Here is a 23848-nt window from a genome sequence, read left to right on the forward strand (position 1 = left end):
TGAAATTCGGCATATTCTTCTATTGTGATCATATGGTGTTTTGATTTGCCTAACCACACCCTAATTTTCTGAAGAATCTTGTAAGCATATGATTTACTTCTGCCAGTAACAATCATGATATCCTGGGCATAGATAATTCTACGTTCCATCTTTATCATAGCATTTCCAACAAGTAAACTAAAACTATTGCACAAACTAAAATTAAGTCTAAATAACTCCTTTGCTATAGCGATTCTAAAATATCATTTTTTAATTCAAATCAACTACCTTTTTTATAAAATCATAATTTAGTAGTTTAAACTGTCGAAATTCAAGGAGGAATTAGTTTTTTATTTTGATCCAAAAAATGGTCAAAATTCACATCCATTTGAAAAGGTGATTTTGAAACCACCGCCTTCTAATCCCCTACCAAACGAAAATCATTAAACAACTGACACATCTCCTTTTGAATCTGTCGTTCGTCATTTTTTTTAGGTTTTTGAAGATGTATCAAAGAACTTCCCCATCAAGATATCGGAACACAAATAACTGAAAACCTAACATTTATAATCTATTTAGTAAAAAACAAGGTATCAAATGAAGGATTTTAAAGGACAGATAATGAGTGGACCATCCGTATTGGTGGATCATGGCAGCAGGACAGATCGGTCAAAATCCGAATGGACGACATTTATTTTAGGTTTAATCTTAATGATCATGTGGTTTTATGTCGGCATTGATAAATACTTTGATTGGGAGACGCACTACAGAGCATTTTTAAATCAACCCTTACCTAAGGATTGGGCTATCTATTTAGCTTATTCGCTCCCCTTCTTTGAGCTTCTTTTGGGGCTTTTACTCTTTTTCCCAAAGTCAAGATGGTTTGGATTCCTATGTTCATCCATCTTATTAAGTTCATTCAGCACTTATGTGGGATTAGTTTGGATTGGGGCATTTCCCGTTGTGCCTTGCAGTTGTGCAGGATTATTCAGACGACTGCTGTGGGGAGAACATCTACTCCTCAACCTTGCCTTTCTTTTGATTTCGATGGTAGGTCTCTATCAGGGATATCCCACCAATGAATTTAAGCATTTAAAAAAGTAAAGGACTATCCGACCCAGAAGTAAGCTGATGTTGTTTGGGTCCAGAAGCTTACAGGTGGCCTTTGCCGGGGGAAACTGAAAACCCGAAATAGAGTAAGTCAACAACCAAAACGGTTTTGCCGACTTTTTTGAAATGTTAAAAAAAGTGGCCAAGAATGAGACGAACACAATTTAGTATTTCCCTTTTGGTATTGGGCTTGGTTGCCTTTGCGACTTTTGCCTTTACTCCAGCCAAGGTGCAAACAGGGATGTTTGCTCAGGATCCTCAGAATCCTTCGATTTGGTATGATTTGACGGAAGTGGAACCGGGAGATGATACCTACCGCTGTATCAATACCGGAAACTGTCTGAGATCAGAACCAAACTCCGGGGCACAAGTGATTCAAGTCGGAACCTTTGTGAAATATGCAGAGGAACTGCCAATTGCAGATTGAGAAAAGTTGCCTAACCCTAAGCCCATCGGTTTTGCCGATGGGTTTTATTTTTTTATGATTGTCAGCTATTGCACCACCAGCCAAATTCTCTTTGTTTAATGGGTCGGAAGACCGAGGACCGATACTTCGACAAGCTCAGTACAAGTGACCGAAGGATTCTTGATTTCTGCCTTTTTGAGAAATTTCATAAGCCAGCTAAGGCTACTGGTATAAAAGCGGAAATACAGAATAAAAATATAGGCCACAATTCGAAGGCTGGATCATATAGCTCAAATCTTGCTTTACCAACAAAACCATTCGGGAAATCACTCCCTTAGATGAAAGAAATCCAGATCTTTTTTATCGGATAAAATGATCATTCAATATGTGTATCCGGAACAATGCACGTAGGTCTTGAACAGCAAATCTTCCTATATGAAAAAACTCCTTAGCCCCCTTGGTAAGGGAATCCGCCTATTTGGAACATCAACACTTAACTTAAATCGGTTAGGTGCAACCATGCGGATACCCATATCATTCAAATTGGAATAGGGATCATGATTGGGAAAATTGAAAAAACAGGGGCAGGAGCTGTGCCACTCCCACCCCCAAAAAATGTACTTCAGATAAGAAGAAGGGTTTAAACCCAAAATATGCATTAGCAATTCTATTGCGGCCCGTAATTGCCTCATAACGAAACCTACTGCATAATCCGGGTTTTAAAATATCCGGACCCTTTCCTTTGATCGGGCCCGGAGGGGGTGATCCGCAACTCTCCTATCTATTATTGGGCTGAAGTCCATTCAGTTTTAACTCATCTTCCGGTATAGGGAATACATATCTCGGTGAATTGGGAAGCAAGGTGTAGGATTCACCTGCCACAGTTCTGGTAAGCGTAGTTGCAGTTGTGGGATTTAGGTTCAACCTTCTAAGGTCTGACCATCTGAGTCCCCGAAAAGCCAGTTCCTTTCTTCGCTCTTTCAAGATTAGGTCCAGTGCCTGTGCTTGGGATAGTCCTGAATAAGGTGTAAACGTACCAGACTTGTATCTGAATTTCAGAAGGGAATTGAGGTATTCTACCCCTTGAGAAGGCCTGCCCAATCTCACCTCAGTTTCTGCTGCTATCAAGTATAATTCTCCTGTGGTAAGTCCTGAAAAAAGTGCAAAGTCTCCAGAATAGCTTCCTCTAAACACGAATCCAGGGGCTGTGGCGGTAGGCCTTCGGTAGAAGAGCGTTTTTCTTAAATCATTCGCTTCATAGGAGTTATAGAGCTGGGGATCTACAAAGGTCAAGTTACTGAAATGAAAAATCTGCGAGGTCATAACTGAGTAAAAGAGCGTTTCCCTATTGAATACCGTAAATGAGAAGTTTCCTGTAGACGTGGTCTGATTGAAGTCCAGGGGAGGGTTTGCCGCATTCAATGCGATTTTTGCCCAACGGTTCGCATTTTCAAAATCAGACATCGACAGGTAAATCCGGGCAAGTAATGCCTGTGCGGCTGTTCTGGTGGGCCTGGTTGGGAATATCTCCGAATCAGGAAGGTTAGGCTCAGCTGCCTCCACATCTGAAATAATCCGCTGATATGTTTCCCTCAAGGTTGCTCTCCCCTGCTTATCGGTGATTTTGGGTATTGTCCTGATCACCAGACCTAACTCTTGGTCTGCTGTGGAAGCCTGGTAAACCGGGGCAAACTGGCCCGCCAAATCAAATAAGGATTTGCCTCTTAAGAAAAGAGCTCTGGCTTTCAGCTCTTCCAGCTTTTTCAAGGAGACTGAAGACTCAGGTGTGATTCGGGACGCCTCATCCAAGACCACATTGGCATAGAAAATCTGACGGTATGAAACCACCCAGTCCGATGCCTCTGGGGTATCATAGATTTCTTCTTTCCACAAGTAGGCATTTTGATCAGGAATGGAGTTGAAGGCGACAAATCCGGGATCTGTTGTCCAAAAGTCATCCGTTCCGGTAAAAATCAGGGAAGGAGAATTGTTCATTTGGAAATTCACATTATCGAGCAATCCTTCCAGTTCGGACACCGTCTGGGGTATCACCAACGACTTGGTTGGCTTTTGATCCAGAAAACCTTCACATCCGTAGATCGTGAGCAAGAGTGCCAGCATGGGTATTGACAGTTTTTTCATGTTTAGTGTATGTTTTGGAAAACCCGGCAGATCAGATGGTCAGTCTAAACCAAACCAATATGAGTATTACCACCCGACTGCCGGGAAGATTTAAAGATTATTACTATCAGAAGTCTGCTTTGAAACCTATCGAAAGAGAGGTCAAAGCCTGAACTGTTCTAAAGTCCGGGTCTTTGAATTCATCGGTTTTCTTCCAAAGGATTCCCAGGTTGTTGGCATAGGCATACATTTCCAAGCCTGCGAACGGCAATCCCAGAAGCCTTTGGCCCTGAAGCGTGTATGAAACCCTGATATCCTGAAGACGGATGTGGTCTCCTTTGACTACCATGATTTCTGAGCGGTTGTAGAAATTATCCCGGTTGGACACCTGGCTCATCGGAAATGAAGGCACTTGGGTAATGAGTTCGTCTCCGGGCTTCTGCCAGCGTCGGGAATAATCTTCGTGGACCGTACCCCCTTGGTACAAACTGTTGTAGATCAAGGGTTGTCTCCTTACAAAATATCCCAGTCGATAAGAGATATTGGCAGAGAAAGACCAGCCCTTCCAGCTTATCGTATTCATCCACGATCCGAACACATTAGGACGGGCAGGACCCATGTACACCAATTCTTCTATCGGCGTTGAGTTGATAATAGCATTATAGTTTGTCGTTGGCTGCCCCTCGACCAGTCCTAATGGATTTCCATTGGCTGGGTCCAGACCTGCCCAAGGGTAAGCAAAAACAGAAAAAAGCGGGTACCCTTTCAGTGGGGCTGGAAATGTTCCCGACCCTCCAAAGCCATAGTTGGTATATTGGACCGGCAGTGCCTGAACCTCATAGGAAGTCACCTCTTCCTTCAACCAATTGAACAACAGGGTCTGGTTCCAGCGGACTCCTCTGTTGATTACCCTGTATCTAAGCAGGAGATCCAATCCTTGGGTCCGGGTATTGGCAAAGTTTCCGCGAAACAGTGTCACTCCGGTAGAGGATGGAAAGGGCTGGTCGCCGATGAGATCGAGTCCCTGCTTGAAGTAATAATCCATGCTTCCGGAAAGTCCACCGTCTTTGGTTTCAAAATCAAGTGCAAAGTTGACTGTCTTCACCCTCTCCCATCTCAGTTCGGGGTTTGGGGGATTTTGGATCGCATAGCTAGACAGCCGGGTAAGGTTATTGGATGAACCCGGCAGCAGATATGCCGTGGTATAGGCAGAGACACCTCTGTCCACGTTTCCGTTGTATCCAAAGGTAGTTCTCAACCTCAGGTAAGGCAGTGCCCCTGAACTATAAAAGGATTCTTCACTCAAGGTCCAACTGCCTCCAATTGACCATAGGGGCACGCCCTTTTGGTTGGATTCTACCCCAAATAAGTTAGAAGCATCCTTTCGGGCACTGGCCGAGAGGGTGTACTTTTTATCCAAAGTATAGGAGGCATTGGCATAGTAAGAGAGGAACCTGTCGGATAAACCGGTGTGATTGTTTCGATAGGGTATATTGACCAGAGAAGCATTGTGGTACCTTCTAAACCGGGTCACGTAGTCCACGCCCAGGGAGGCCCCCAATTCCTCATCATATCCATAAAATCTGGACGAATTCGTTTCGGTATCCAGACTTTTGATTTCCAATCCTGCTATTGCTGCCCAATCGTGACGCTGATTGACCGTGCGGTTGAATGAGGTCTGAATTCGCAGATGGTCACTTTGGGATCGGGACTCACCAAGATCTGCAATGGAGCCTCGTGGGATGGCCAGTGTCTGGGCCCCATTTGCGGCTACTTGGGTAAATGTATTGATCAGGTCCCGGGTATAGAAGGAATTTTCAGTCTGCAATTCCCAAGTTCTCCCTGTATTCGTCCAATATTGGTAAAGGGCATCCATGGTCCATCCTTCCAGAATCTTGAAACTCAGGTTGAAATTCGCTCTCAGGTCCAGAAATTCCCGCTCGTTGGTTTCCTGACCCAACTCAGCCAGGGGGTAATATTTCCAGTCCAATAATCCATTGGATTCGGCCTGGTTCAAAAACGGCTCTCGGTAAGATCTCGCCAAAGCAGCCGGATTCCCATTCAGGTCGGCCAATCGGACATAGGGAGCGGAAAGCCCTTGAGGCAGACTGGTCCGCTGGTTGTTTTTTCCATTGGCCAGGTATAGGCCCGTCTTGATTTGCAGTCTGTTTTGGATGAGGTTCCAGTCATTTTTCAGATTTGCCGTCCAGCGGGAATTGTCATTGCCTTCGATGCCACTCAGGTTTTTGTCGTATCCCAACGAGATGGAATACCGATGCCGATCCGCTCCACCACGTATTCCAAGAGCGTATTGCTGCTGGAATGCCGGGCGGTAGTAATACTTGGCCAGTTCATCGCGATAGTTGTGGGACGAATAGGCTGCCAGCCGGCTATCTGCCTCCTGTTGGGTGATTTTCCCATCTCTGAGCAGGATCAGCGTCTCGATGGCCGGGGATAGCAAAGGGAGATTTCTCGAGTTTTCCCTTGCGGTGTAGATTCCTCTGGAGAACATCTCCTTTTCGACAGCTACGAGATCCTTTGAGGAGATTTCGGGAAGGTAGTAGGGGTCTGTTTCCTGAATTCCGGTGAAGTTGGACGTGAAGGATACTCTCGGCCTCTCTCCTGCCCTGCCAGACTTGGTGGTAATGACGATCACTCCATTTCCGGCTCTGGCGCCCCAGATCGAGGCAGCGGCGGCATCTTTAAGCACTGTGATGGATTCCACATCGTTGGGATTGATACTTTCGATGGGGCCGTCATAGGGAAACTGATCAACGACGATGAGCGGGCGGGATTCGGCAAAGATGGTGGAAGTCCCCCGGATAGAAATGTCATTGGGGGTGGTGCGGTCCCTGTTGAATATCAGGCCCGGCGTGATATCTTCCAGTCTATCGAGGATCCCCGTACTTACTCTTCGGGTGATGATGGGCTCATCCAGGTAGGCAAAGGAGCCTGTGGCCCGCTCTCGGGGAAGTTGCTGATATCCCGTGGAAAGCACCTCTACTCCGTCCAGCTGAATGTTGTCCGGGCTGAGCCTCAGGGTAATCAAATCCGCGTTGAGGCTTTCGGTACGAAGCTCCTGTAAGACAAAGCCCACAAAGCTGACCATCAACACCTGATCTCCAACTACTGGAACTGTAATGGAAAACATTCCATCTGCATCGGTGACAGTACCTTTGGTGGTTCCTTTCAGGACAATGGCCGCACCCGGCAGGGGGCTTTGATCTTCCGCTGAGATGATCTGCCCTCGGATGGTCTTTTCCTGAGCGATTTGGGCATGGAGGCTTTCTGCTATCCAAAGCAGGAAAAGCCCGATAAGTAAGGTTTTCTTCATGGTTAAGGAATATTTGGGTTGGAATGGTTAGAAGTGGGATGGAGCTGTGAAGCGATGAGGTCAATCAGTCCCTCTGCCTGGGATGGCATTTTAAGCGAGCGGATCAGATTCCCCTCTGCGTCGATGAGCATCAGGGCCGGATAGGCCTGAATATCATAATGGGTCAAAAAGGGATGCACATCTCTCCCACCCAAAAACAGGTGCAGGTTGCCAAAGGAATAACCCGGGTTTTCTTTCAGATAGGTTTTCCAGAGCTCCGGGTCCGGGTCGGTGTTTACGGAGATGAGTCTGAAATCCGGATGATCCCTGAAGCGGTCCATGACTTTGGTCAGCTGGCGTTCGTGCATGAGCTTGCTGGGGGTGCAGCCCGGGAACCAGAAAGCCAGAAGCAGGGTCTTGCCTTTGAAGTTTTGGAGTGAAACCGGATTGCCCTGCAGGTCTGTCATATTCAAGGCCTCCGCGGGCAATCCCGGCTGATGGGCCTGTGCCAGTGCCTGAAGTCTAATCTTCAGGTAATCTGCCTGCATTCTTTCCAAGGCCGACGCTACAGCACCTCTGAAGTCCGGCAGTCTTTGGTAATTGGCAAAGAGAAATCGTGCTGCCAGTTCGTCGAAGAGTAACTGCCCGTAATTGGATTCCAGTCTGGAAAAAAGACTTTCTTTAGTCTGTAGGGCCAAAAGGCTTTCCTTATCGATCAGGAATTGGGGGAAGTATGCGGATTTGACCGCGATGGAATCAGGAACCGAAAGCTCTCCTACACGCTGAAGGTATTCCCTGATCAGCAAGTTGGTCTGCTCAGGAGAATCCAGCGGCAAATTTTTGATGAGTGACAGGGACCTGGAGGCAGCTTCACCCAGTATATCAGCCTGAAGGATTTGCAAAAACTCCCCGGAAATGCCTGAGGAAGGGTCAGGAGTCCACTTTTCCAATTCTCGTAATCTGGGATCCTGCCGGGGAAGGGACTGAAGCTGCCGGATCATCCACCGGTAGCGAGGTTCGCCAGGCTGGACAAAGACCATGTTTCTCGGGGAAAAGGTGAAGGAAGGAGGGGATTTGAGCAAGAACTCCTGTTGCTGAGCTTGGGGGTCTTGTCCTGCTCTCAGGTGAAAGGAAGGAGTCTCGGCGCTCATTTCTGCGGCCCGAATCAGTGCCAGCCGATGCTGGAGGGTGAACTTGTCAGCCTGTGGACCGAGGAAGATCAGTTTTCCCAACCTGAGGTCCAGGGAAAAGAGGAGTGAATCTCCCGGCTCCACCAGGAATCGGTCGAGGTAGAAGTCGCCCAAGATGGAGGAAATGGAGAGGTAGGCTGGCTGGGATATCGGAGCTGTAGACAGCTGGATTACCCCACTTTCCGAATTACCCTGAAGGATAGAGCCGGGCAGGATGGGGACATAGGTCATGGACTTGCCAGCAAAAGAGACGAACTGGCCTAAATAATGATCCCAAAAGATCAGACGGAGTGAATCCTGAGGGATGGCTTGTCGGATTTCGCCATGGACGAAAACGGGCTTCTCTGGAGGGCTTTGAGCCTTGAGGAAAAGGCATGGCAGTGCCAGGAAGCATGTGAGTAGGATTTTTTGCATGCTTGTAATGAGTTGGAAGACCGGCACTTCGACTACGCTCAGTGCAAGCGACGGAAGACGGGAGAGAAGTCAGAAGTATAAATTCTGAATTCTGAAATCAGGAGCCTGAAATACTCCATTGAGCTTACCAATTGATTGTAGACGTGAAGCCTGAACTTGTATTCTCAATGGGCATAGCTTTCCCGTTCTGCCGAAAATCGGTCAGTAAGTGGTTAATAATTAAAGGATTTGGTGATAAGCGAAAATTTCCCTGCAGTGGAAAGGGCTTATCGGTTTTCGTCACTCCCGAAATTCTTCGGGATAGGTGCGAGCGGAGGCACGGAGCGAAGCAGTCACACCAATCGGAGACGTCACTGCGAGGAGGAACGACGAAGCAGTCTCATCCTATGCAGTACTCCCTTCTGTGAGATTGCTTCGGCGGTCTTAGTCCTTATTAGATCTTTTGGCCATAAAGAGACCTCCTCGCAATGACGGTAACATCACTCCCGGATCATCGGTGGTATGCCAACCGGAGGGTACAAAGTCCTGGTCGGGCAATCGGGGAGAAAAAGTGTACGCTGTACTGAATCTTCAAATCGGGTTTTTCGGCTTTAGGGGATAGAGCCAATCAGAGGCGATGATCCCGGCTGGAGCCATAGGCGGACTGAGGAAATGTGGTCTAATAGGTCCGGGGTGAACCCGGCAAGAGCGGAATGACCCGTAATACCTGAGCGGATGCATAGGGAGGCACAGGGATACTGAGATCCCCCACTCCCTTAGGGCTAGATAAAGCAACTTTTTCCAAACGCTCGCTTTCATAATGAAAAGTGGTAAAACGAGTCTTTTTCGATAAAAATGGAGCACCATAGCCTGGGCACCAATCTACCGCACTGCAGGTTCCGACGCCTTTAGGAACGGAATTACGATAGGGCCCAAGAGCTATAGTGCATACGAAAGTACGCATAATAATCTCTTGAGCATTAACCTACCGTCTCGTCCTAGTACAAATTGTCGGAATTGCAGTCGAGACTCTTTTTGATTAATGCTAAGAAGATGGACTTCATCAGTCCATATTTTCAACTGGTTAAATGTAAATAGAAGTAAGATTAATTCAAAAATATTTGACCACTTTTTAGACTATTTTATTTGATCCATTTGGTCATGGAAGAGAATTTAAATCAGACCCTTGACCAAAGATCCGCTCAAAGATTTAAAGAATTTTTAACTTTTCTAGAGCTAACTCCTCTTGGGATGGCTGCTTTTCTAGAATTGTCTTCTGACCATATCTATTCTTTACGAAGAGGGAGAAGATCAATAAGTGATGCTATAGCTGCTTCACTCTCGGAAAAACTTGGAATTACCACCGCAGATGTATACAACCCAAATTTTAAACTTCGAAAGACCAAAAAGGGGATTCAACACATGAACCAGTTTAAAGATGCCAACAGAAACAATCCAAGTTTTTTCATAAATCTTAAGAATGAAAACAGTCTCACATTCAGGATTCGAATATTACTGGTGGAAAATGGGTACTTCGAATCTGAAAAACAAGTAAACCAGGTAGTCAAAGAACTGGCCAAATATCAAATTAAAGTCATTAGCGAAAAAGCAACGAAAAGCCTTCTATATCTTGTCGATACTGGATATTTAACTTTCCAAAAAAAGACATTCATGAAAAAAGATGGTACAGAAAGTAAACAAAAAATAAACCATTATTATGAACCATAAATCGCTATCAAAAAAAGCCCTTCCAAAACGGGTCTGGAAGGGCTGTAAATGCTTTGATTAGATGACTTTTTAACCGCCACGAACAATTCTGAGGAGACATTTTCAGCTGTAAGAAAATACAAATCCAACTGAAATTCCGACTCAATCCCCATAGGCACCTCACCGGTTTTCCCGAAATAATCGGGACAGGCAGTGCAACAGTGGTTTCATGCGTGGCTTTGCAAGCAGCACGAAAACCTAGTTGTTACCTGTAGTTTTTTATTTATTTCGTCTTAAGAAGTCGTCGAACAAAGGAACAGTAAAGTCTATATATCCAAATTCAGGTGTATATATGAAACCTTTACTTATCAATGTCGCTCTTGTTGGACTTAATGAACTTACTTTTATTCCAACTTTTTTTGCAACATCAGCCATTAAATATGGACCTTGTCCTAATTCAGCCATTCCATACATTAGTCTTTTCTCACGTCCTGCTGCCCTATCTAATCTTACTTTGAAAAAACTATTGTCTAATTCCTTTAACGTTGTTGCCGTTGCATTTTTCACATCGTCAACTGTTATTGGTGAACTATGTGCTAAGTCCCAAGTGTGTTTTCCTAATTCTTGAATAAAGTATGGATAACCCCTTGTTACCTTTATAAATTCTAGTACAGCATCGCTTTCATATGTTACATTTTTTTTCTTGGCTGGTTCTGTAATTGCAAGCGCGTCCTGTGGTGATTCCAAATATTTGATTGGGATAAACTCAAAAAGCCTCTCTGCATATGATTTAGCGTCTCCAGATAATGCAGCAATAGAAGGAAGTCCGGCACATACAACAACTAATGGAAGTTCTTTTTGGGAAATCTTATGGCAAGAGGCAATAAGTGCCGCCATATCCTTTTCTTTTAAATATTGTGTCTCATCAATTAATATACAAACACATTTTCCTTCTTCTTTTGCAGCTTGTCCAATGTTTACGAATAGGTCAGTTAAGTCTGATTCAAAATCACCAGAGTCCGCTTCACCTGAAATAGCATCAACGTCAATTTTAAATTCTGGTCCATCTGGCATTGATATTGAAAACGCCTTAAACACGCCTAATGCTTTCAATAGTTTCTCTTTTGCATTTTCTATGCGATTAATTTTTAGTAGTATTTTTCGAATAAATCCTGCAATTACTTTTCTGAAATCGTCATTTTCAGACATTTCAATTTGTTCAACAATATAATTTTCTGTTTCAGCAAGTTCACTTATTTTGTTAAGCAAAACAGTCTTGCCAACACCACGTAGACCGTATAACATAAGTGAACGTTGAGGGTTACCAATTTTTACTCGTTTTATTAAAGTGTCAGCTTTACTAATAATTTCATCACGACCTGCCAAGAAAACTGGTTTTGTTCCTGCGCCTGGTCTGTATGGATTTTCAATTGGATTCATATTTCCTAATTAGATTTTATTGTCAGTTTTTAAAATTACAGGTAACAATTGGCGGTATGGCCAGTAAGGGATTGCGGGCGATTTCCTATCAAGCTACACGAAAAGTTGAAGCGGGCTACAACCCTTTGCATACCATCGAAACCCTTATTGGCTATACCGCGTGTTGGCAATAGTTATTTTATCAAATCAATTACGTCAATCGGAATTAGTCCATGTTTTTCAGTTTCATGTGCTTTAGACATTCTTTCCGCTCCTGTAACTGCAATCCCAACCACTAAATTGTCTTTATTAATTGCAGGTCCTCCGCTATTTCCTGAAATCAATGGAGTGTTAACTAATATATGTCTAATTCCAGAATAAACTCTAAATCCCACAATTAATCCAGGTGAAAAAATTCCGTTATCACCATAATTATAATTAGGAAATCCTGAAATTGCAACATGTTCCATTTGTTTCAAGTTATCAGTAGACCCTCGTTCAAGTCCATCATTTAAAAAATCTTTATCAACATCAAGTAGAGCTATATCAATACTAGAATTTGAGGATTTTACCTTAACATCTATTTTCTTTGAAATATCATGTCCTCTGTAAAGTTTTAAATCCTTTAAAATCTCATTAGTGTCTTCATTACGTACACAATGGTCGCAAGTAATAACGCCAATTCCTTTTAAATGAAATGCAGTTCCCTGTAAAATCCCCTCTTCACTTTCAATCACGTATATGTTGTTCAATACTTTCTGCATATCATAATTTGGTGGAGTTGGAATAGCATCTTTTACTCTTTTTACATTCATTTCCATTACACGAGGAACAACAATGTGATTTAACCAGGCTATTACATTTTCAGCAATATGAGGCCATGATAACTTGTTCCCATCTTTTTGACCAATGTAGGTAAAGGTATCAAATGAAAATCCTTTGTTATTAATTATCTTATAGGATTCTTCGAATGAAGGAAATGGATTTATGTCATAAATCTGCTTTGAAAGGTCTATTATTGATTGGTCTTTTAAATCTCCAACATGAGGCATTTGACTAATTATTTCCTTAATTTGTAAACAGTAAAAATCTCCCTCTGAATACGAATTACTGCTATAACCGACTTTAAACGGAAAGAATTCTGAATACTCAGGTAATTGTTCTTTTATAACTTGTTGAATATAACTTGAAATATTCATTCCAGCTGTATTCAAATTTCCTTTTAAATCCCAATCCTGTTTATACATGCAGTTTTTGTTTTTATAATTATTGCCAACTTATTTATCTGTACACCTTTGGTGAACTTATCCCCCCAAAATTTGTCATGTATGTGCACCTTTTGGATTCATTTAGTTCGTTAAATACCTTTTCCGCAATTTTTTCAATCGGGATCATGGGCTTAAAAGTTTCGCTTCAAAAGTGGGCGACGGGGTGCCTTCCTGCTCTACCCGACCACCTTTCCGACCATATATCGCTGCACTTCATAGACATCGATGCTTTTGTTAAACTTTTTACTGACTGATGGGAGGGACTCGCTGGAGATCCAGATCTTCAGTTCGGCGTCCAGGTCAAAGGTTCCCGCCGTTTCCAGCGAGAATCTGGAAATATTCTTATAGGGCATGGACTTGTACTCTATCTTACTCCCCGTCAGCCCCTGCACATCGATCAGAATCAAGCGCTTGTTGGTAAACATAAAGGTGTCCCGAATCAGCTGAAATCCAAGTTCGATCCGTTCATCCTCGCAGAGAAGTCTGCCGTACTTATCCAGCAATTTCTCGGAGGAAACCTCGCTGGAATTGCCCAGTATTTTGTTAAAAAAGCCCATAATCTATAAAATGACTAAACTCTAAAATTTGACTAGGAGTATCCGTTAATCCCTCTTCTACCTTGGAACTGGTACAGACCAAAAATCCTTAAAATCGCTTCCGAAAAGCATTAGCCTTTGACCCACTGATCAACTTAAACTTCGTATCGCTAAGAAAGGGAATTTTTGGGGAGAAAAAATACCCACTACTGGGTATATTTGGTATCAAAAGGAAAAAATTGAGGGGGAATGGAGGTTTTTCTCGTGCTAAATGATAAAATCCAGAAAATACTCACTTACACTGATCAGTTGAAGGCTTTGAAAGCAAATTCCGGTCAACCAATCACGAAAATAGGGGCTAACTTCTCCCAATCACTTAAATTTAAATAAAAGATTACCCAATAATGGCCAAAACCAATACCCTAAAGAATACCAAATCCATGGAGGAAACCCTCTGGGACTCCGCCAATAAATTAAGAGGAACGGTGGAGAGTTGTCACTTTGCACCTGTAAAAATTAATCCTAGTTGGACTTCAATTTATCAATTCCCTAAAACCCATTTTATAAAAAGTCAATGACTCAACGGCCTTATGCGATCAGCTCGAACTAGAAATCGAAACCCATCACATCAACCTAGAACCCTGGTTGCAGAGTTGTTTGAGGGAGGTGGTGTAATTTATCGTTAAGGAAAATAATTTAATTTGAAAGGAGGCTTTTAATGCTTGGAAATTATAAGATGCCAGATTTCGGAGGAGTAATGAATAGGTCAGTTCCTGAAATTGATCATTCATTTTTTGATAAGTACAAAGAAGTTAACAGACTTATAATTATTGGAAATGGATTTGATCTTGCTCATGGATTGAAAACCAGTTTTAAGGATTTTATAGAGGATTATTCAAAAAAAATATTAAATGAGTTAAAGAAAAACAATAAATATGAAGACGAGCTTATTTCAATCATATGCCATGTTATTCACCATGATTTAAAAATTAACTTAGACACTCTTGATGAATTTGAAATTTATAAAAAATTCATAAATATAATCAACCGAGATCGAGTCTCAATTAATTATAAATCAGAATTTTTAAAAAGCATAATTCTTTCAATTGAAAAAAAATCTTGGGTTGATATTGAGTTAGTTTTTTTTGATCTCCTAAGGATAGCGAGTAAATCAAATGATTCGAAAGAAATAGAAAAAGTGAATAAAGAACTTGAGATTCTAAAAAATAAATTGAAATCTTATCTTCAAGAAGAAGTTAAAAGATATAACATTGATCCTTTCCAGAAATTACTAAATCAATTTACTCAAAAAATCTCTAGGATAGAAACAATGCCAAATACAGTAGAAAAGGATATTTCTCCCAATACAATCTGTATTTTAAACTTTAATTATACTCAAATAGCATTAGAATATTCAAAAAAAATAAACGGATTTCCTATAATGTATATTCCGATTCATGGAGAGTTAGATGGTGATGACATTACAATACAGGGCTTAGTTTTTGGCTACGGGGATGAATTAGACAAGGACTATATTGAATTTGAAAACATGAATAATGATGCTTTATTCGAACACATTAAATCTTTCAAGTATCTCCACTTTGACAATTATAGAAAACTCCTAGAATTCATTAATAGCGACCCTTTTCAAGTTCATATTTATGGGCATTCTTGTGGATTATCCGACCGCACTATGTTGAATACGATCTTCGAAAATCAAAACTGCATATCGATTAAAAATTTCTATTATTCAAACAATGGAAATGACGATTACGAACAAAAGACCTACGCAATTGCTAGACATTTTAAAAGCAAATCTGATTTGAGAGCCAAAGTTGTGAATAAGACAAAATGTGAACCTATGGTTCAGCCGAAAGATGAGAAATAAAATTTTCAAATATACCTCTCCACCTCCACCTCAGGCATCTCATCAAAGGTCTGCCCATTGAGTTCTCGTCCTGCCTTCTTTTTGTTTTTGCCACCCCACTGTTTGAAAAAGAAAGCGACTTTAGCGGCTTGGCATTGCTCCTGAATATCCAAGACCCATTCCGGGTCCATGGGCCGAGGTTTGTGTCCACTCTCTCCTCCGACGATGACCCAGTCGATTCCGTCCAAGTTCATATTTGTTAATGGTCCGATCAGCGGTTCACAGGAGAGGAATTTGACCTTCGCTCCGGTCTGACGCAAAAAATCAATCCGATCCAGTACCCGATCATCTTCGACAGAGACCCCCATCCAGATATTATGCGCCCAAGGCAGTAGATGGCTGATTTCAGCAAGTCGATCTGCCCGTTTGGTCAGGACTTGGAAGACATGCTGTCCATTGTCCTTCATGACCTGAAATACCTTTTGGATAAATTCCAGCGGCACATCCTTGTGAAACAGATCGGACATGGAATTGACAAAGACCACTTTGGATTTCTTCCAAGTGTAAGGAATCCTTAAAGTATCCTCATGGATTCGAACTTTTTTAAAACCTTCCTTATATTTCTCCTGCCCCATAGCCTTTAACCTCCTTGTCATGATTTCTGCATAACAAAATTTACATCCTGAAGAAATCTTAGTACATCCTGTTGTAGGATTCCATGTTAATTCAGTCCATTCTATGGTTGAGTTTGCCATTATTTAAATTTTAATATACAATCTTTAGAAATTAATAGTGGAACTTTATGACTTTTATTGTCAGTGAAAAAAGATTCAAGTTTTCTTTCATTAAATAAACGCCTTAACGCTTCAGTGTAATGACTCCTACTATATAAACCATTTATATGATCTTCATCAAACAATTTGTCTGCGGTGAGGGATTTTCCAGCATATTTCTCAGACAATTGATTTGCAAGGATATCAATATTTGTCGATTTAAGATCAAAAAGCTCTATCACTTCCTTTCCATATCTTTTAGCGTCAAATGTATAAGTATTTACTCCATCAAAAACTGTTCCTACATTTGCGAAATCATTATAAATAGTTTTAATTAAATCGTATCCTCTTGGACCTTTGGTAAGATGTAATATATAGTGACTAGTACCTTCAGAATCTTCCTCTTGAAATTTGAATGCAGTATAAAACACATTAGCCTTTAAAATATTTCTGTATTCCAATCCTAAGCAATCAATAATAAGACGAAGTCTTTGCGGAACAGTAGCTTTAAATCTCCTATCATTTTTAAGTTTCAAATAGGTAGTTGGAAACAAGTCAATCATTAAATCTTCAAATTTATCATTTTCTAAAGCAGGATGAATTCTTTTCGTATTCACGAATATAAATATCTCGTTTCCCCAATTTTTTAAAAATTCTGCAAGGACTACTGTCTCAATACCTTTATAACCAAAGGGATCAATAAAAAGTAATGATGGTTTTGAATTTAATTTCCCAGCATGAGTGTTCTTTTTTAGAAATTCAGTGATATCTAAATTCTCACCTACTGTACTTTTTCCAAAATGAGGAGCTTTATTAAAAGTTCCTAAAGGAAACTTGCTATTGAAATTTTGTTCAAGCTCTTTATAGTATACGTTATCATTAAAAATAAATTTAACGTTTTTCCGCAAGAAATCATCTTCAAAACATCTTTGCCCAATTAATAGAGGAGTAGACGGATTTCCATCTGCATAATTTCCAGGTCCTGCAAACAAATCAATATATCTTAATTCTTGAGGTTGATTTTTTCGTGCAATAATTTTGCAATAGCTCGGAAAATACTCAGAAACTATGCTGGCTTTTATCCGTGAAGAGATTGTTTGAGTGTCAAAAAACTTATTTTCCTTTATTTCCATTTTTTTCAAAATCTAAAGTTGTATCATAATCTTAGTTGACTAAAGTCTAATGAATTCATTCTCCTTGTTTTCTTACCTTGCATGCAGTATTTTTTCTTTCTGCGTGTTTATTAAGGATTGCTTCACACTCCGTCGGTGCATATCGGCAGTTGGATCGATGGTACTTGGCACCTGTCTTTGTGATGTAGACCTTGGATTCGGATTGGGCAAAAGCTCCAGCGCATATCAGCAGTAGAACTCCTAATAGGAAAAACTTCTTCTGATTTGACAACTGACTTATACCCATTTACTTCCAAAGATTTAGTAATGGCAAGAAAGTGAATTTCTTAAAAGAAAAAATACCCACTAGTGGGTATTTTTTGGGGATGAAAAGGAAAAAAATGGGTAGAAACTGAGGATTTTTGGGTGGGAAGAGGTGGGTTTGGGATTTGGATAGTTCTAGAAAAGTTCTAAGTAATCATCGAACAACCAAACCTCACCCCCAATTCCTCTAAAAATTCAAAGTCATGAATGCATCGGACGGACATGGCTTCGCAAACGTTAGGGATTTTGATCCGCTTGGCATTTGCTGCGTTGACTTTCTCCTCTTTGGTGACGACGACGGCATTATCTGCCATGGCATGGGCAATTACCCAGGGGTCAGCTAGAGATCTACCTTTGGTGTTGTCAACCAAGGTTTGGTGACTAGGATGTGCGCCATAAATCTCCCCAAGACATTGGGTCACTTTCGTATTGATTGGCTTAACAGGAATTGAGCTTGTTTTGAGCCAATCGGCCAATTCATCTTCGGTACGAAGGATTTCCCGTTGCACTTCTCCTGGAATAAATACTACTCCTTGAGCACCAAGTTGGCTTAATAAGTTCCAATAATCGGGACATAATCTTGGATTGTAGTATTTCTGCCAGCTTTGTATCAGCACATTGGCATCCAGGCAATATGTGCTTCCGGTACTCATCCGTAAATAAGGGATTCGAGTTTGGGAAATTTATTGACCTGAACGTTGAGCAAGTAGCTGGCTTGAGTTGGTTCTATTACCCCACCACGAAAAGCATCCAATACAGTCTGGGTAAAAAGTCGGCTGTTTTTGTTGAGCTTAATCAGGTAAGGATTTGGCCCCCCTTCGCTATCTTTTTGTTTTGCTTTTCGTTGTTCTTCTTTTAACAAGAATTGCTGAAATCCCAGATCAGCCTGTTCTTTTAGTATTCCATATTGAGACAGCGTAAGCATTCCCAACTTATACAATCTTACCAATAATGCGTAAGCACTTACTCCCAGTCTCCTAGCTAATGAAAACACATCCTCATAGCGGTAACTGAAATCAGCTGAAACTTCACGATGCAATAAATCCATTGGCATCAATGCGGAAGCAGCCACCTCATTGCAAAAGAGTTCGACAGGGTGAAACTTAGCCCTATCTGGAGTAACTGGCTCCACTTCATTGGAGATCCCTGACTTGGCAATCCAAAGGTGAGCCAATTCATGGACCAAGGTAAAGAGCTGCGGCGCTGCCCAATCGTCGGAGTTAACAAAAACAAATGGAGCGAATGGGTCAGCAATAGCAAAACCTTGAAGTTCGTTACTGCCCAGAGTAAGCTTGGAATGGATAAAGCTTGTTCTTGATACAAATATCCCTTGTCTTTCGGCCGCTGAGATCCAGTCCTTGATCACATTGGAAGATGAATAGTTGGAAGGATCAATTTGCAGCGTATGGAGGATATCGACTGCCACTTCCTCTGGCTTATCTTTGGAGGAGAATTTACCCACAAAAGGAAGCGGCTTTTCCCCATTCTCCTGATTCAATTCAGATATCCAGGCTTGTTTTTGTTGGATTTCGCGGATGATAAATGCAGAGCCAGTTCCCAATTCTACAGATCCGAGCCTTCTGAAATCCTGAAGGGGCTGAAAATCACGTGGTACATCGGGAAGAAAAAACAAGGCAAATGGCCTTCTGAAATCATGTGCTAGCTTTTGAGCTTTGCTGATTGTCGGAAAATCATCTCCCCGTTCCCAAGCTTGGTAGCGTTCCAGGCTCACCCCTGCTTTGGCAGCAGCCTGTTCCTCAGTAATTTTGGCTGTTTTTCTAGCCCACTGGAGGATGGATGGATTGATTTTAACTTTTTCCGCCATAAGAATCAAAGTTAATATTAATGAAAGTAAAGCTCTAAAATGAGATTGAGTCCGACAAAAACTGTCAGTTTTTTTTAAAGAACCTGAGCAGAAAAAGCATCTTAAGTTACCGGAGACTTATCACGCTTACTCATGCTGATTATCAAAAGCTTTGTTGTGCTAAGAAAGGGAATTTTTTGGGATTTCCCAGCGCTACAGTCCGGCCCTTCACTAAAACAGTCCACTGGACTGTTTCTTAACGCTCAGTCCTCAGGTAGTGGGTATTTTTTGGGGTAAATAAGGAAAAAGTGAGGGAGAAGGGAGGATTTTTGGGTGGGAAGGGATGATTTTTAGGATTTAACTCACCCTTTTGTCACAATCTTATCAAAGATATTTCCAGGCATGGTGGGTGATCCCTCGTCTTTCAAAAGTCCTGTGTCTGCCCGGCTAAACAGCGATTGCATAATCAAATGGCGTTCTGTTGGGTCTATAGCTTGTTCTTTTTGCATGGATAAAAACACAATGGTCAAATGCTCCCGCTCCTCCGCATCGCGCACCAAATGGAAGGCACTAAAGGTAAGCTTGGAAAATGTTTTGATCAAAAATGCCAAAAAAGAAACAAACGTTAGGAAGATAACCGACCACTTAATTGCTGATGGAGTGTCACTGAATATATCCTCCAAAACCCCATCCGAGAGAAGCTGCAATGAAAATACCAGTAACCCAACTCCGACCAAAATTGAAACGACTAAACTCCCAAGCCACCAATAACCTTCCTTTCTTAAACTTGCCGATCGCTCTCTCCAATACTGGGCAGGAGCCTCTAGTTTCAATTTGTCACGGTAAAGAGTTTCTAGTTCTGTGACTTTCTTTTTGGCGGCTTCGTCAAATTTGGAAAATTCATTTGTGGTATTCTCCAACCATTCTTCGAAAAATTTACTTCTTTCCAATCGATAACTCTCTATCTCATCAGTGGTAGCCTTAACGCTGGCCTCTTGGCTTTTGGAAAGTAAAATAAATTGATTTTCTGCTTCTGAAATATATTTATCAACTTGGTTTCGAAGCTGGGTCAACGAAGACTTTTCTTTCTTTCTCCTTTTTTCAATCTCAGTTTGCCCTTGCTGATAGTATTCATAGGCTAGGATTACACCATTTAAGTAATCTCTTGCCTGTAATTCATTAACTACTATGCTTTGTGATATATAGTGCAGAGCACCTTTGTAATTTTTAGGTTTATTTTGGAAAACATCAATCAGAAATTTTGTAACAGGAGCATTGTACTCAAAAATTGAAAGCGTCCGATTTCCGTTTGTGTATTGCTTTACACCTCTATTCCAGTCTCTAGAAAAGTCATTTGGTTGAATATTTTGATAAGTGGAAAAAAATGAAATAATCTTTGATCGCAAATCTTTAAAATAAGCAAAGGAAGTATCGATTTCCTGGGGCTTATCCCCTTCGATATTTCGAAACCCTTCAATTTGATCAAGCACATATTCATAAAAAGCTGACACCCCTGTAAACTTCCTCCTCAATCCTATACTAGGAAAATCTAAATGGGTTTCTTCATTGACAAAAAGTTCCCAACTGGGTGAATCTTTTATTTTTTGACGAAGTTCTTTTAATTCCATGATCGATCTTTCAATAGAGTTTTTTCAACTTTCCGTTTAAATGCACCTCATATCCGAATGGTCTCTTTTCATTGACTGCAATTCCAACTAAATCAGGCCAAGTCTTCGCCAACATTTCCACCATTTGCCAGACACTGAGTCCTGTCTTTTTGGTTTGGGATTTCAAGAAAAACACACCCAGCTTGTGATTTTTCAACAGTTCGACTTCATGTTTTCGCCGATTCAGATGGATATCCCGGGTAATCACACAGGCATTTAATTTCCCCAGTTCAGGTATCCAGTCTTCGTCTTTACAACCTCTGCCAAATACCTCTGGAATATGTTTGACTTCAACAGGTATTCCTGTTCTAAGAGACTCGGGTCCTTGGATTTGTTGAAATCCTGGTGCTAGGTGCGGAGGGATATTATCATCCGTAAAGATGATCATGCCGCCAGCTTACAGTAGTTGATGGCATCCTCCGCTTCCTTTTCTGTAATCTGGTAGATATGGGCAATGTAGGGAATCGGATCTCCTGCTTTGAAGTGTTCAAAAATCGTTTCCGGGTAGATGTTTTTCCCATCGATGATTGGATGACCAAACTTCCTGGCAGGATCGATCACTATAGCCTTATCTTTTCCCATAGGCCAGAGTCTCGATACCACATCCTCCTCACCGAAATCCAGCATTTTGAAAAATATTTTGATGATGTTCAGATTAAACTGATCTGATCCATTGAGTGAAACAATATCCTCACCCCGCTTCCAAAATATTCGCTTGCCATCGGTCTGTATTTCTTCCAGAACCTGCTTTTGAGCAAAAGGAAAATGGGTTTTGTAAATCCGGGAAAGCTTCTGATGAGCAAGCAACACTTCAGAGGTCTTCACTCCTTTCTCTGCCAGTTGGATCATCACATACAGCTCCACTACGGTATGAAAACTTACCGCACGGGAACCTTCCGTCATCCAAGAATATTGGGTTTGAAAAAGTTTACCCAGCCTCCCATCCCAATATTCCTTTACCCAGCGAAGCACCTTTGGATACGGAATACGCAGAATGGAAGCCACTTCCCGAATGGTGAAGATCCCGGTGCCGAGTTGAGGTATGTTTTCGAAAGGTTTCATGGTTTAGCTTTTAAAGATATCCAATTAACCGATTGGGAAGTAATTCTGGTCCAAAAAGTGACAGGAGTTGGGGTACTTTGGGTTTGCCTTAGTAATTATTTACCTAGTTCAAGATCGGATTTTTCATGGAAGTTTTGCCATTGGAGGGCTGGCCGGTTTTGTGACAGAACTTCTCCGGGTAATTCTCATTGGAAAATTTACTCCATGATTTCCAAGCCTCCGGGCTCATGGGTTGCTTGGGGTTGAATTTGATCTGGATACCGGTTCGGATGCAATAACCGTGGGCGGGTTCTGCTAGAGCCTGAACTTGTCTAACAGGACGTTCAACATGGCTATTGTTGGAATCCAATTCTTCCGGATAGTCAAATAAGCGAACTGTGCTAGGTATGTCTTTTTTGAATGTTCCGTAGAATTTTTCGGTGGAATCGAAGAGTACCTTTGATCCCTTGTAATCTTTGCTGCTACTCAGCAATCCTTTTTTATTTTCAAAAATGGGCCTATTGATAAATACTACTTCATTCGTATCTGCTATTTCCATGCATTTTTCCCAAGCTTCATCATCACTGCTTGTTGATCTGGTGATCGACTTCAACAGACTTTGCTCAGAAAGGACACCAAACTCTATATTATTGATAAAGGAATAATCATACAGGTTGATGGAGGTAATAATTCCCTGGAATTCGTTGCCATAATACTTTGCATGAAGGTTTGGGACATATACGATGCTTATATTTGGAAATTCTTTGAAGTAGTCAAAATCTCCTTTGTTTAGGCTCTTCTGTACTGAATTTTCGTTCTTGCCAAAAACCAGGATTAAATGGAGTTCGGGATTGTCTTTATGCTTATTGAATAATTTTTTGAAGTGCTCATCGAGTTTGATGTATGGCGAAACGATCAAGAGGGTCTTTTGGGCCTCCCAAATAATGGCCTCTATAGCTTCACTTAAAGCATTGCCAGTCAAAAATTTACTCATGCTATTTTATGATTTTGGGGTTTATGGTTTGTTTTGGAGGAGATTTTTAAAATAACGGAGCGTAATAACCTAAAAAATTCTTTAACAGAAAATACCCAGCAGTTGGTATTTCTGATATAAAAGCAAAAAAACGAGTAGGAATAGAGGATTTTAAGGTAAGAATGGAGGGATTTAAGTCTAAAGACTAATGGTTCTTTTTTAGAATTATCACAAAAAAAGCTTGGTTAGCTGGCCTCAAACGTTAGATTTATTGACATAAAATTGTCAATAAAATCAACATTCATGAAACTGACGGAGGAAGAGCTCAGCAGTTTACTGGCTGAACTGGAGCGGTTGGAGGCACGGGTAAGGGCCAAGATAAAACATTTGAAGGATGATATGGGCATGTCCAGAAAGTATAAGATGCGTATCCATCAAGGGAGGTTAATTCAAGGGGAAATCCAAAGTGCGATTGGGGAAATTCGGGAAGGAAAGCAGGAAAATGCACTGGATCGGGTTTGGGATTTGATCCAAATGGGATTAAAAATCAAGTCTGTTTACTTTCCACCAGGTCACAAGACCTTTCGTGAGTTGCGCAAGGAAAGTATCCGGAAAAATCCGGAGCAATTGATCAGGCGGTCCCGATCGCATGGGGGTGGGTATAGGAGTTAAAAGGAAGAGGTCAGAAGGCTGAATAAGGAGTTCTGTGTCCAAAAAGTACAGCTTCTGGAGAAGCAGGACAACTTGGTGGGTTGCCGTGGGTTAGGACACTCAAGGCGGCGAGAGAACGGCCTTAGTTAGTCGTAAATTGTAAGAAGTAAGTGGTTGTCCTGTTGTCGGGTTGT

The 23848-nt window shown here is 41.5% G+C and carries 20 protein-coding genes; 5 read left to right on the forward strand and 15 right to left on the reverse strand.

Features of this window, described 5'->3' with window-relative positions; genetic code table 11:
• The first annotated feature begins 576 nt into the window (after positions 1-576).
• Both DDT91_RS19455 and DDT91_RS19460 read left to right on the forward strand, forming a co-directional pair.
• Positions 577-1083, forward strand: a complete 507-nt coding sequence (locus tag DDT91_RS19455) for a MauE/DoxX family redox-associated membrane protein (protein WP_187177869.1) — start codon at positions 577-579, stop codon at positions 1081-1083.
• A 154-nt stretch (positions 1084-1237) separates the two neighbouring features.
• Complete coding sequence (locus DDT91_RS19460; RefSeq protein WP_187177870.1) at positions 1238-1516, forward strand: hypothetical protein; 279 nt, start codon at positions 1238-1240, stop codon at positions 1514-1516.
• 756 nt (positions 1517-2272) lie between these two features.
• Here the strand turns inward: DDT91_RS19460 and DDT91_RS19465 are convergent.
• The 4 genes from DDT91_RS19465 to DDT91_RS19480 form a co-directional block, all read right to left on the reverse strand.
• A complete protein-coding gene (locus DDT91_RS19465; RefSeq protein WP_187177871.1) occupies positions 2273-3637 on the reverse strand; it encodes a RagB/SusD family nutrient uptake outer membrane protein in 1365 nt (454 codons plus the stop codon).
• A 106-nt stretch (positions 3638-3743) separates the two neighbouring features.
• Entirely contained in the window at positions 3744-6950 is a 3207-nt protein-coding gene (locus DDT91_RS19470; RefSeq protein WP_187177872.1) for a SusC/RagA family TonB-linked outer membrane protein, read from the reverse strand.
• 2 nt (positions 6951-6952) lie between these two features.
• Entirely contained in the window at positions 6953-8533 is a 1581-nt protein-coding gene (locus DDT91_RS19475) for a TlpA disulfide reductase family protein (protein WP_187177873.1), read from the reverse strand.
• A gap of 658 nt (positions 8534-9191) precedes the next feature.
• Complete coding sequence (locus DDT91_RS19480; RefSeq protein WP_187177874.1) at positions 9192-9476, reverse strand: hypothetical protein; 285 nt, start codon at positions 9474-9476, stop codon at positions 9192-9194.
• A 197-nt stretch (positions 9477-9673) separates the two neighbouring features.
• On the opposite strand from DDT91_RS19480, the gene DDT91_RS19485 reads away from it, so the two are divergent.
• Positions 9674-10240 carry a hypothetical protein gene (locus DDT91_RS19485; RefSeq protein ID WP_187177875.1) on the forward strand — a complete coding sequence of 189 codons (567 nt, stop codon included), beginning with the start codon at positions 9674-9676 and terminating at the stop codon, positions 10238-10240.
• A gap of 258 nt (positions 10241-10498) precedes the next feature.
• Here DDT91_RS19485 and DDT91_RS19490 read toward each other — a convergent pair whose 3' ends face one another.
• From DDT91_RS19490 to DDT91_RS19500, 3 genes are all read right to left on the reverse strand, one after another.
• Positions 10499-11659 (reverse strand): ATP-binding protein, encoded by a 1161-nt coding sequence (locus DDT91_RS19490; RefSeq protein ID WP_187177876.1) that lies wholly within the window; start codon positions 11657-11659, stop codon positions 10499-10501.
• Positions 11660-11832: 173 nt separating this feature from the next.
• Positions 11833-12885 carry a serine protease gene (locus DDT91_RS19495; RefSeq protein ID WP_187177877.1) on the reverse strand — a complete coding sequence of 351 codons (1053 nt, stop codon included), beginning with the start codon at positions 12883-12885 and terminating at the stop codon, positions 11833-11835.
• A 197-nt stretch (positions 12886-13082) separates the two neighbouring features.
• Positions 13083-13463, reverse strand: a complete 381-nt coding sequence (locus DDT91_RS19500) for a PH domain-containing protein (protein WP_187177878.1) — start codon at positions 13461-13463, stop codon at positions 13083-13085.
• Positions 13464-14178: 715 nt separating this feature from the next.
• Here DDT91_RS19500 and DDT91_RS19505 point away from each other — a divergent pair.
• On the forward strand, positions 14179-15330 hold the full coding sequence (locus DDT91_RS19505; protein WP_187177879.1) for an AbiH family protein: 1152 nt from the start codon (positions 14179-14181) through the stop codon (positions 15328-15330).
• A 5-nt stretch (positions 15331-15335) separates the two neighbouring features.
• On the opposite strand, the gene DDT91_RS19510 is transcribed toward DDT91_RS19505, so the two are convergent.
• The 8 genes from DDT91_RS19510 to DDT91_RS19545 all read right to left on the reverse strand — a co-directional run bounded on the left by DDT91_RS19510 (position 15336) and on the right by DDT91_RS19545 (position 23024).
• Entirely contained in the window at positions 15336-16064 is a 729-nt protein-coding gene (locus tag DDT91_RS19510) for a DUF5131 family protein (RefSeq protein WP_187177880.1), read from the reverse strand.
• The gene (tcmP, locus tag DDT91_RS19515) at positions 16064-17215 is read right to left on the reverse strand and encodes a three-Cys-motif partner protein TcmP (RefSeq protein ID WP_187177881.1); all 1152 of its coding nucleotides are present in this window, start codon (positions 17213-17215) and stop codon (positions 16064-16066) included. Before tcmP ends, DDT91_RS19510 begins: the two co-directional genes overlap by 1 nt.
• A gap of 449 nt (positions 17216-17664) precedes the next feature.
• A complete protein-coding gene (locus DDT91_RS19520) occupies positions 17665-18171 on the reverse strand; it encodes a DUF4411 family protein (protein ID WP_187177882.1) in 507 nt (168 codons plus the stop codon).
• A complete protein-coding gene (locus DDT91_RS19525) occupies positions 18168-19343 on the reverse strand; it encodes an XRE family transcriptional regulator (RefSeq protein ID WP_187177883.1) in 1176 nt (391 codons plus the stop codon). The genes DDT91_RS19520 and DDT91_RS19525 overlap by 4 nt, the downstream gene beginning before the upstream one ends.
• A 341-nt stretch (positions 19344-19684) precedes the next feature.
• Positions 19685-20950 carry a DUF6161 domain-containing protein gene (locus DDT91_RS19530; RefSeq protein ID WP_187177884.1) on the reverse strand — a complete coding sequence of 422 codons (1266 nt, stop codon included), beginning with the start codon at positions 20948-20950 and terminating at the stop codon, positions 19685-19687.
• Between the two features lie 10 nt (positions 20951-20960).
• Positions 20961-21377 carry a hypothetical protein gene (locus DDT91_RS19535; protein ID WP_187177885.1) on the reverse strand — a complete coding sequence of 139 codons (417 nt, stop codon included), beginning with the start codon at positions 21375-21377 and terminating at the stop codon, positions 20961-20963.
• Entirely contained in the window at positions 21374-22051 is a 678-nt protein-coding gene (locus DDT91_RS19540; RefSeq protein ID WP_187177886.1) for a DUF433 domain-containing protein, read from the reverse strand. The genes DDT91_RS19535 and DDT91_RS19540 overlap by 4 nt, the downstream gene beginning before the upstream one ends.
• Before the next feature lie 103 nt (positions 22052-22154).
• Positions 22155-23024 (reverse strand): phospholipase D family protein, encoded by an 870-nt coding sequence (locus DDT91_RS19545; RefSeq protein ID WP_187177887.1) that lies wholly within the window; start codon positions 23022-23024, stop codon positions 22155-22157.
• A 282-nt stretch (positions 23025-23306) separates the two neighbouring features.
• On the opposite strand from DDT91_RS19545, the gene DDT91_RS19550 reads away from it, so the two are divergent.
• Positions 23307-23675 carry a hypothetical protein gene (locus DDT91_RS19550; protein WP_187177888.1) on the forward strand — a complete coding sequence of 123 codons (369 nt, stop codon included), beginning with the start codon at positions 23307-23309 and terminating at the stop codon, positions 23673-23675.
• The last annotated feature ends 173 nt before the right edge of the window (positions 23676-23848 follow it).

The organism is Algoriphagus sp. AK58 (assembly GCF_014324365.1).
Classification (GTDB): Bacteria; Bacteroidota; Bacteroidia; order Cytophagales; family Cyclobacteriaceae; genus Algoriphagus.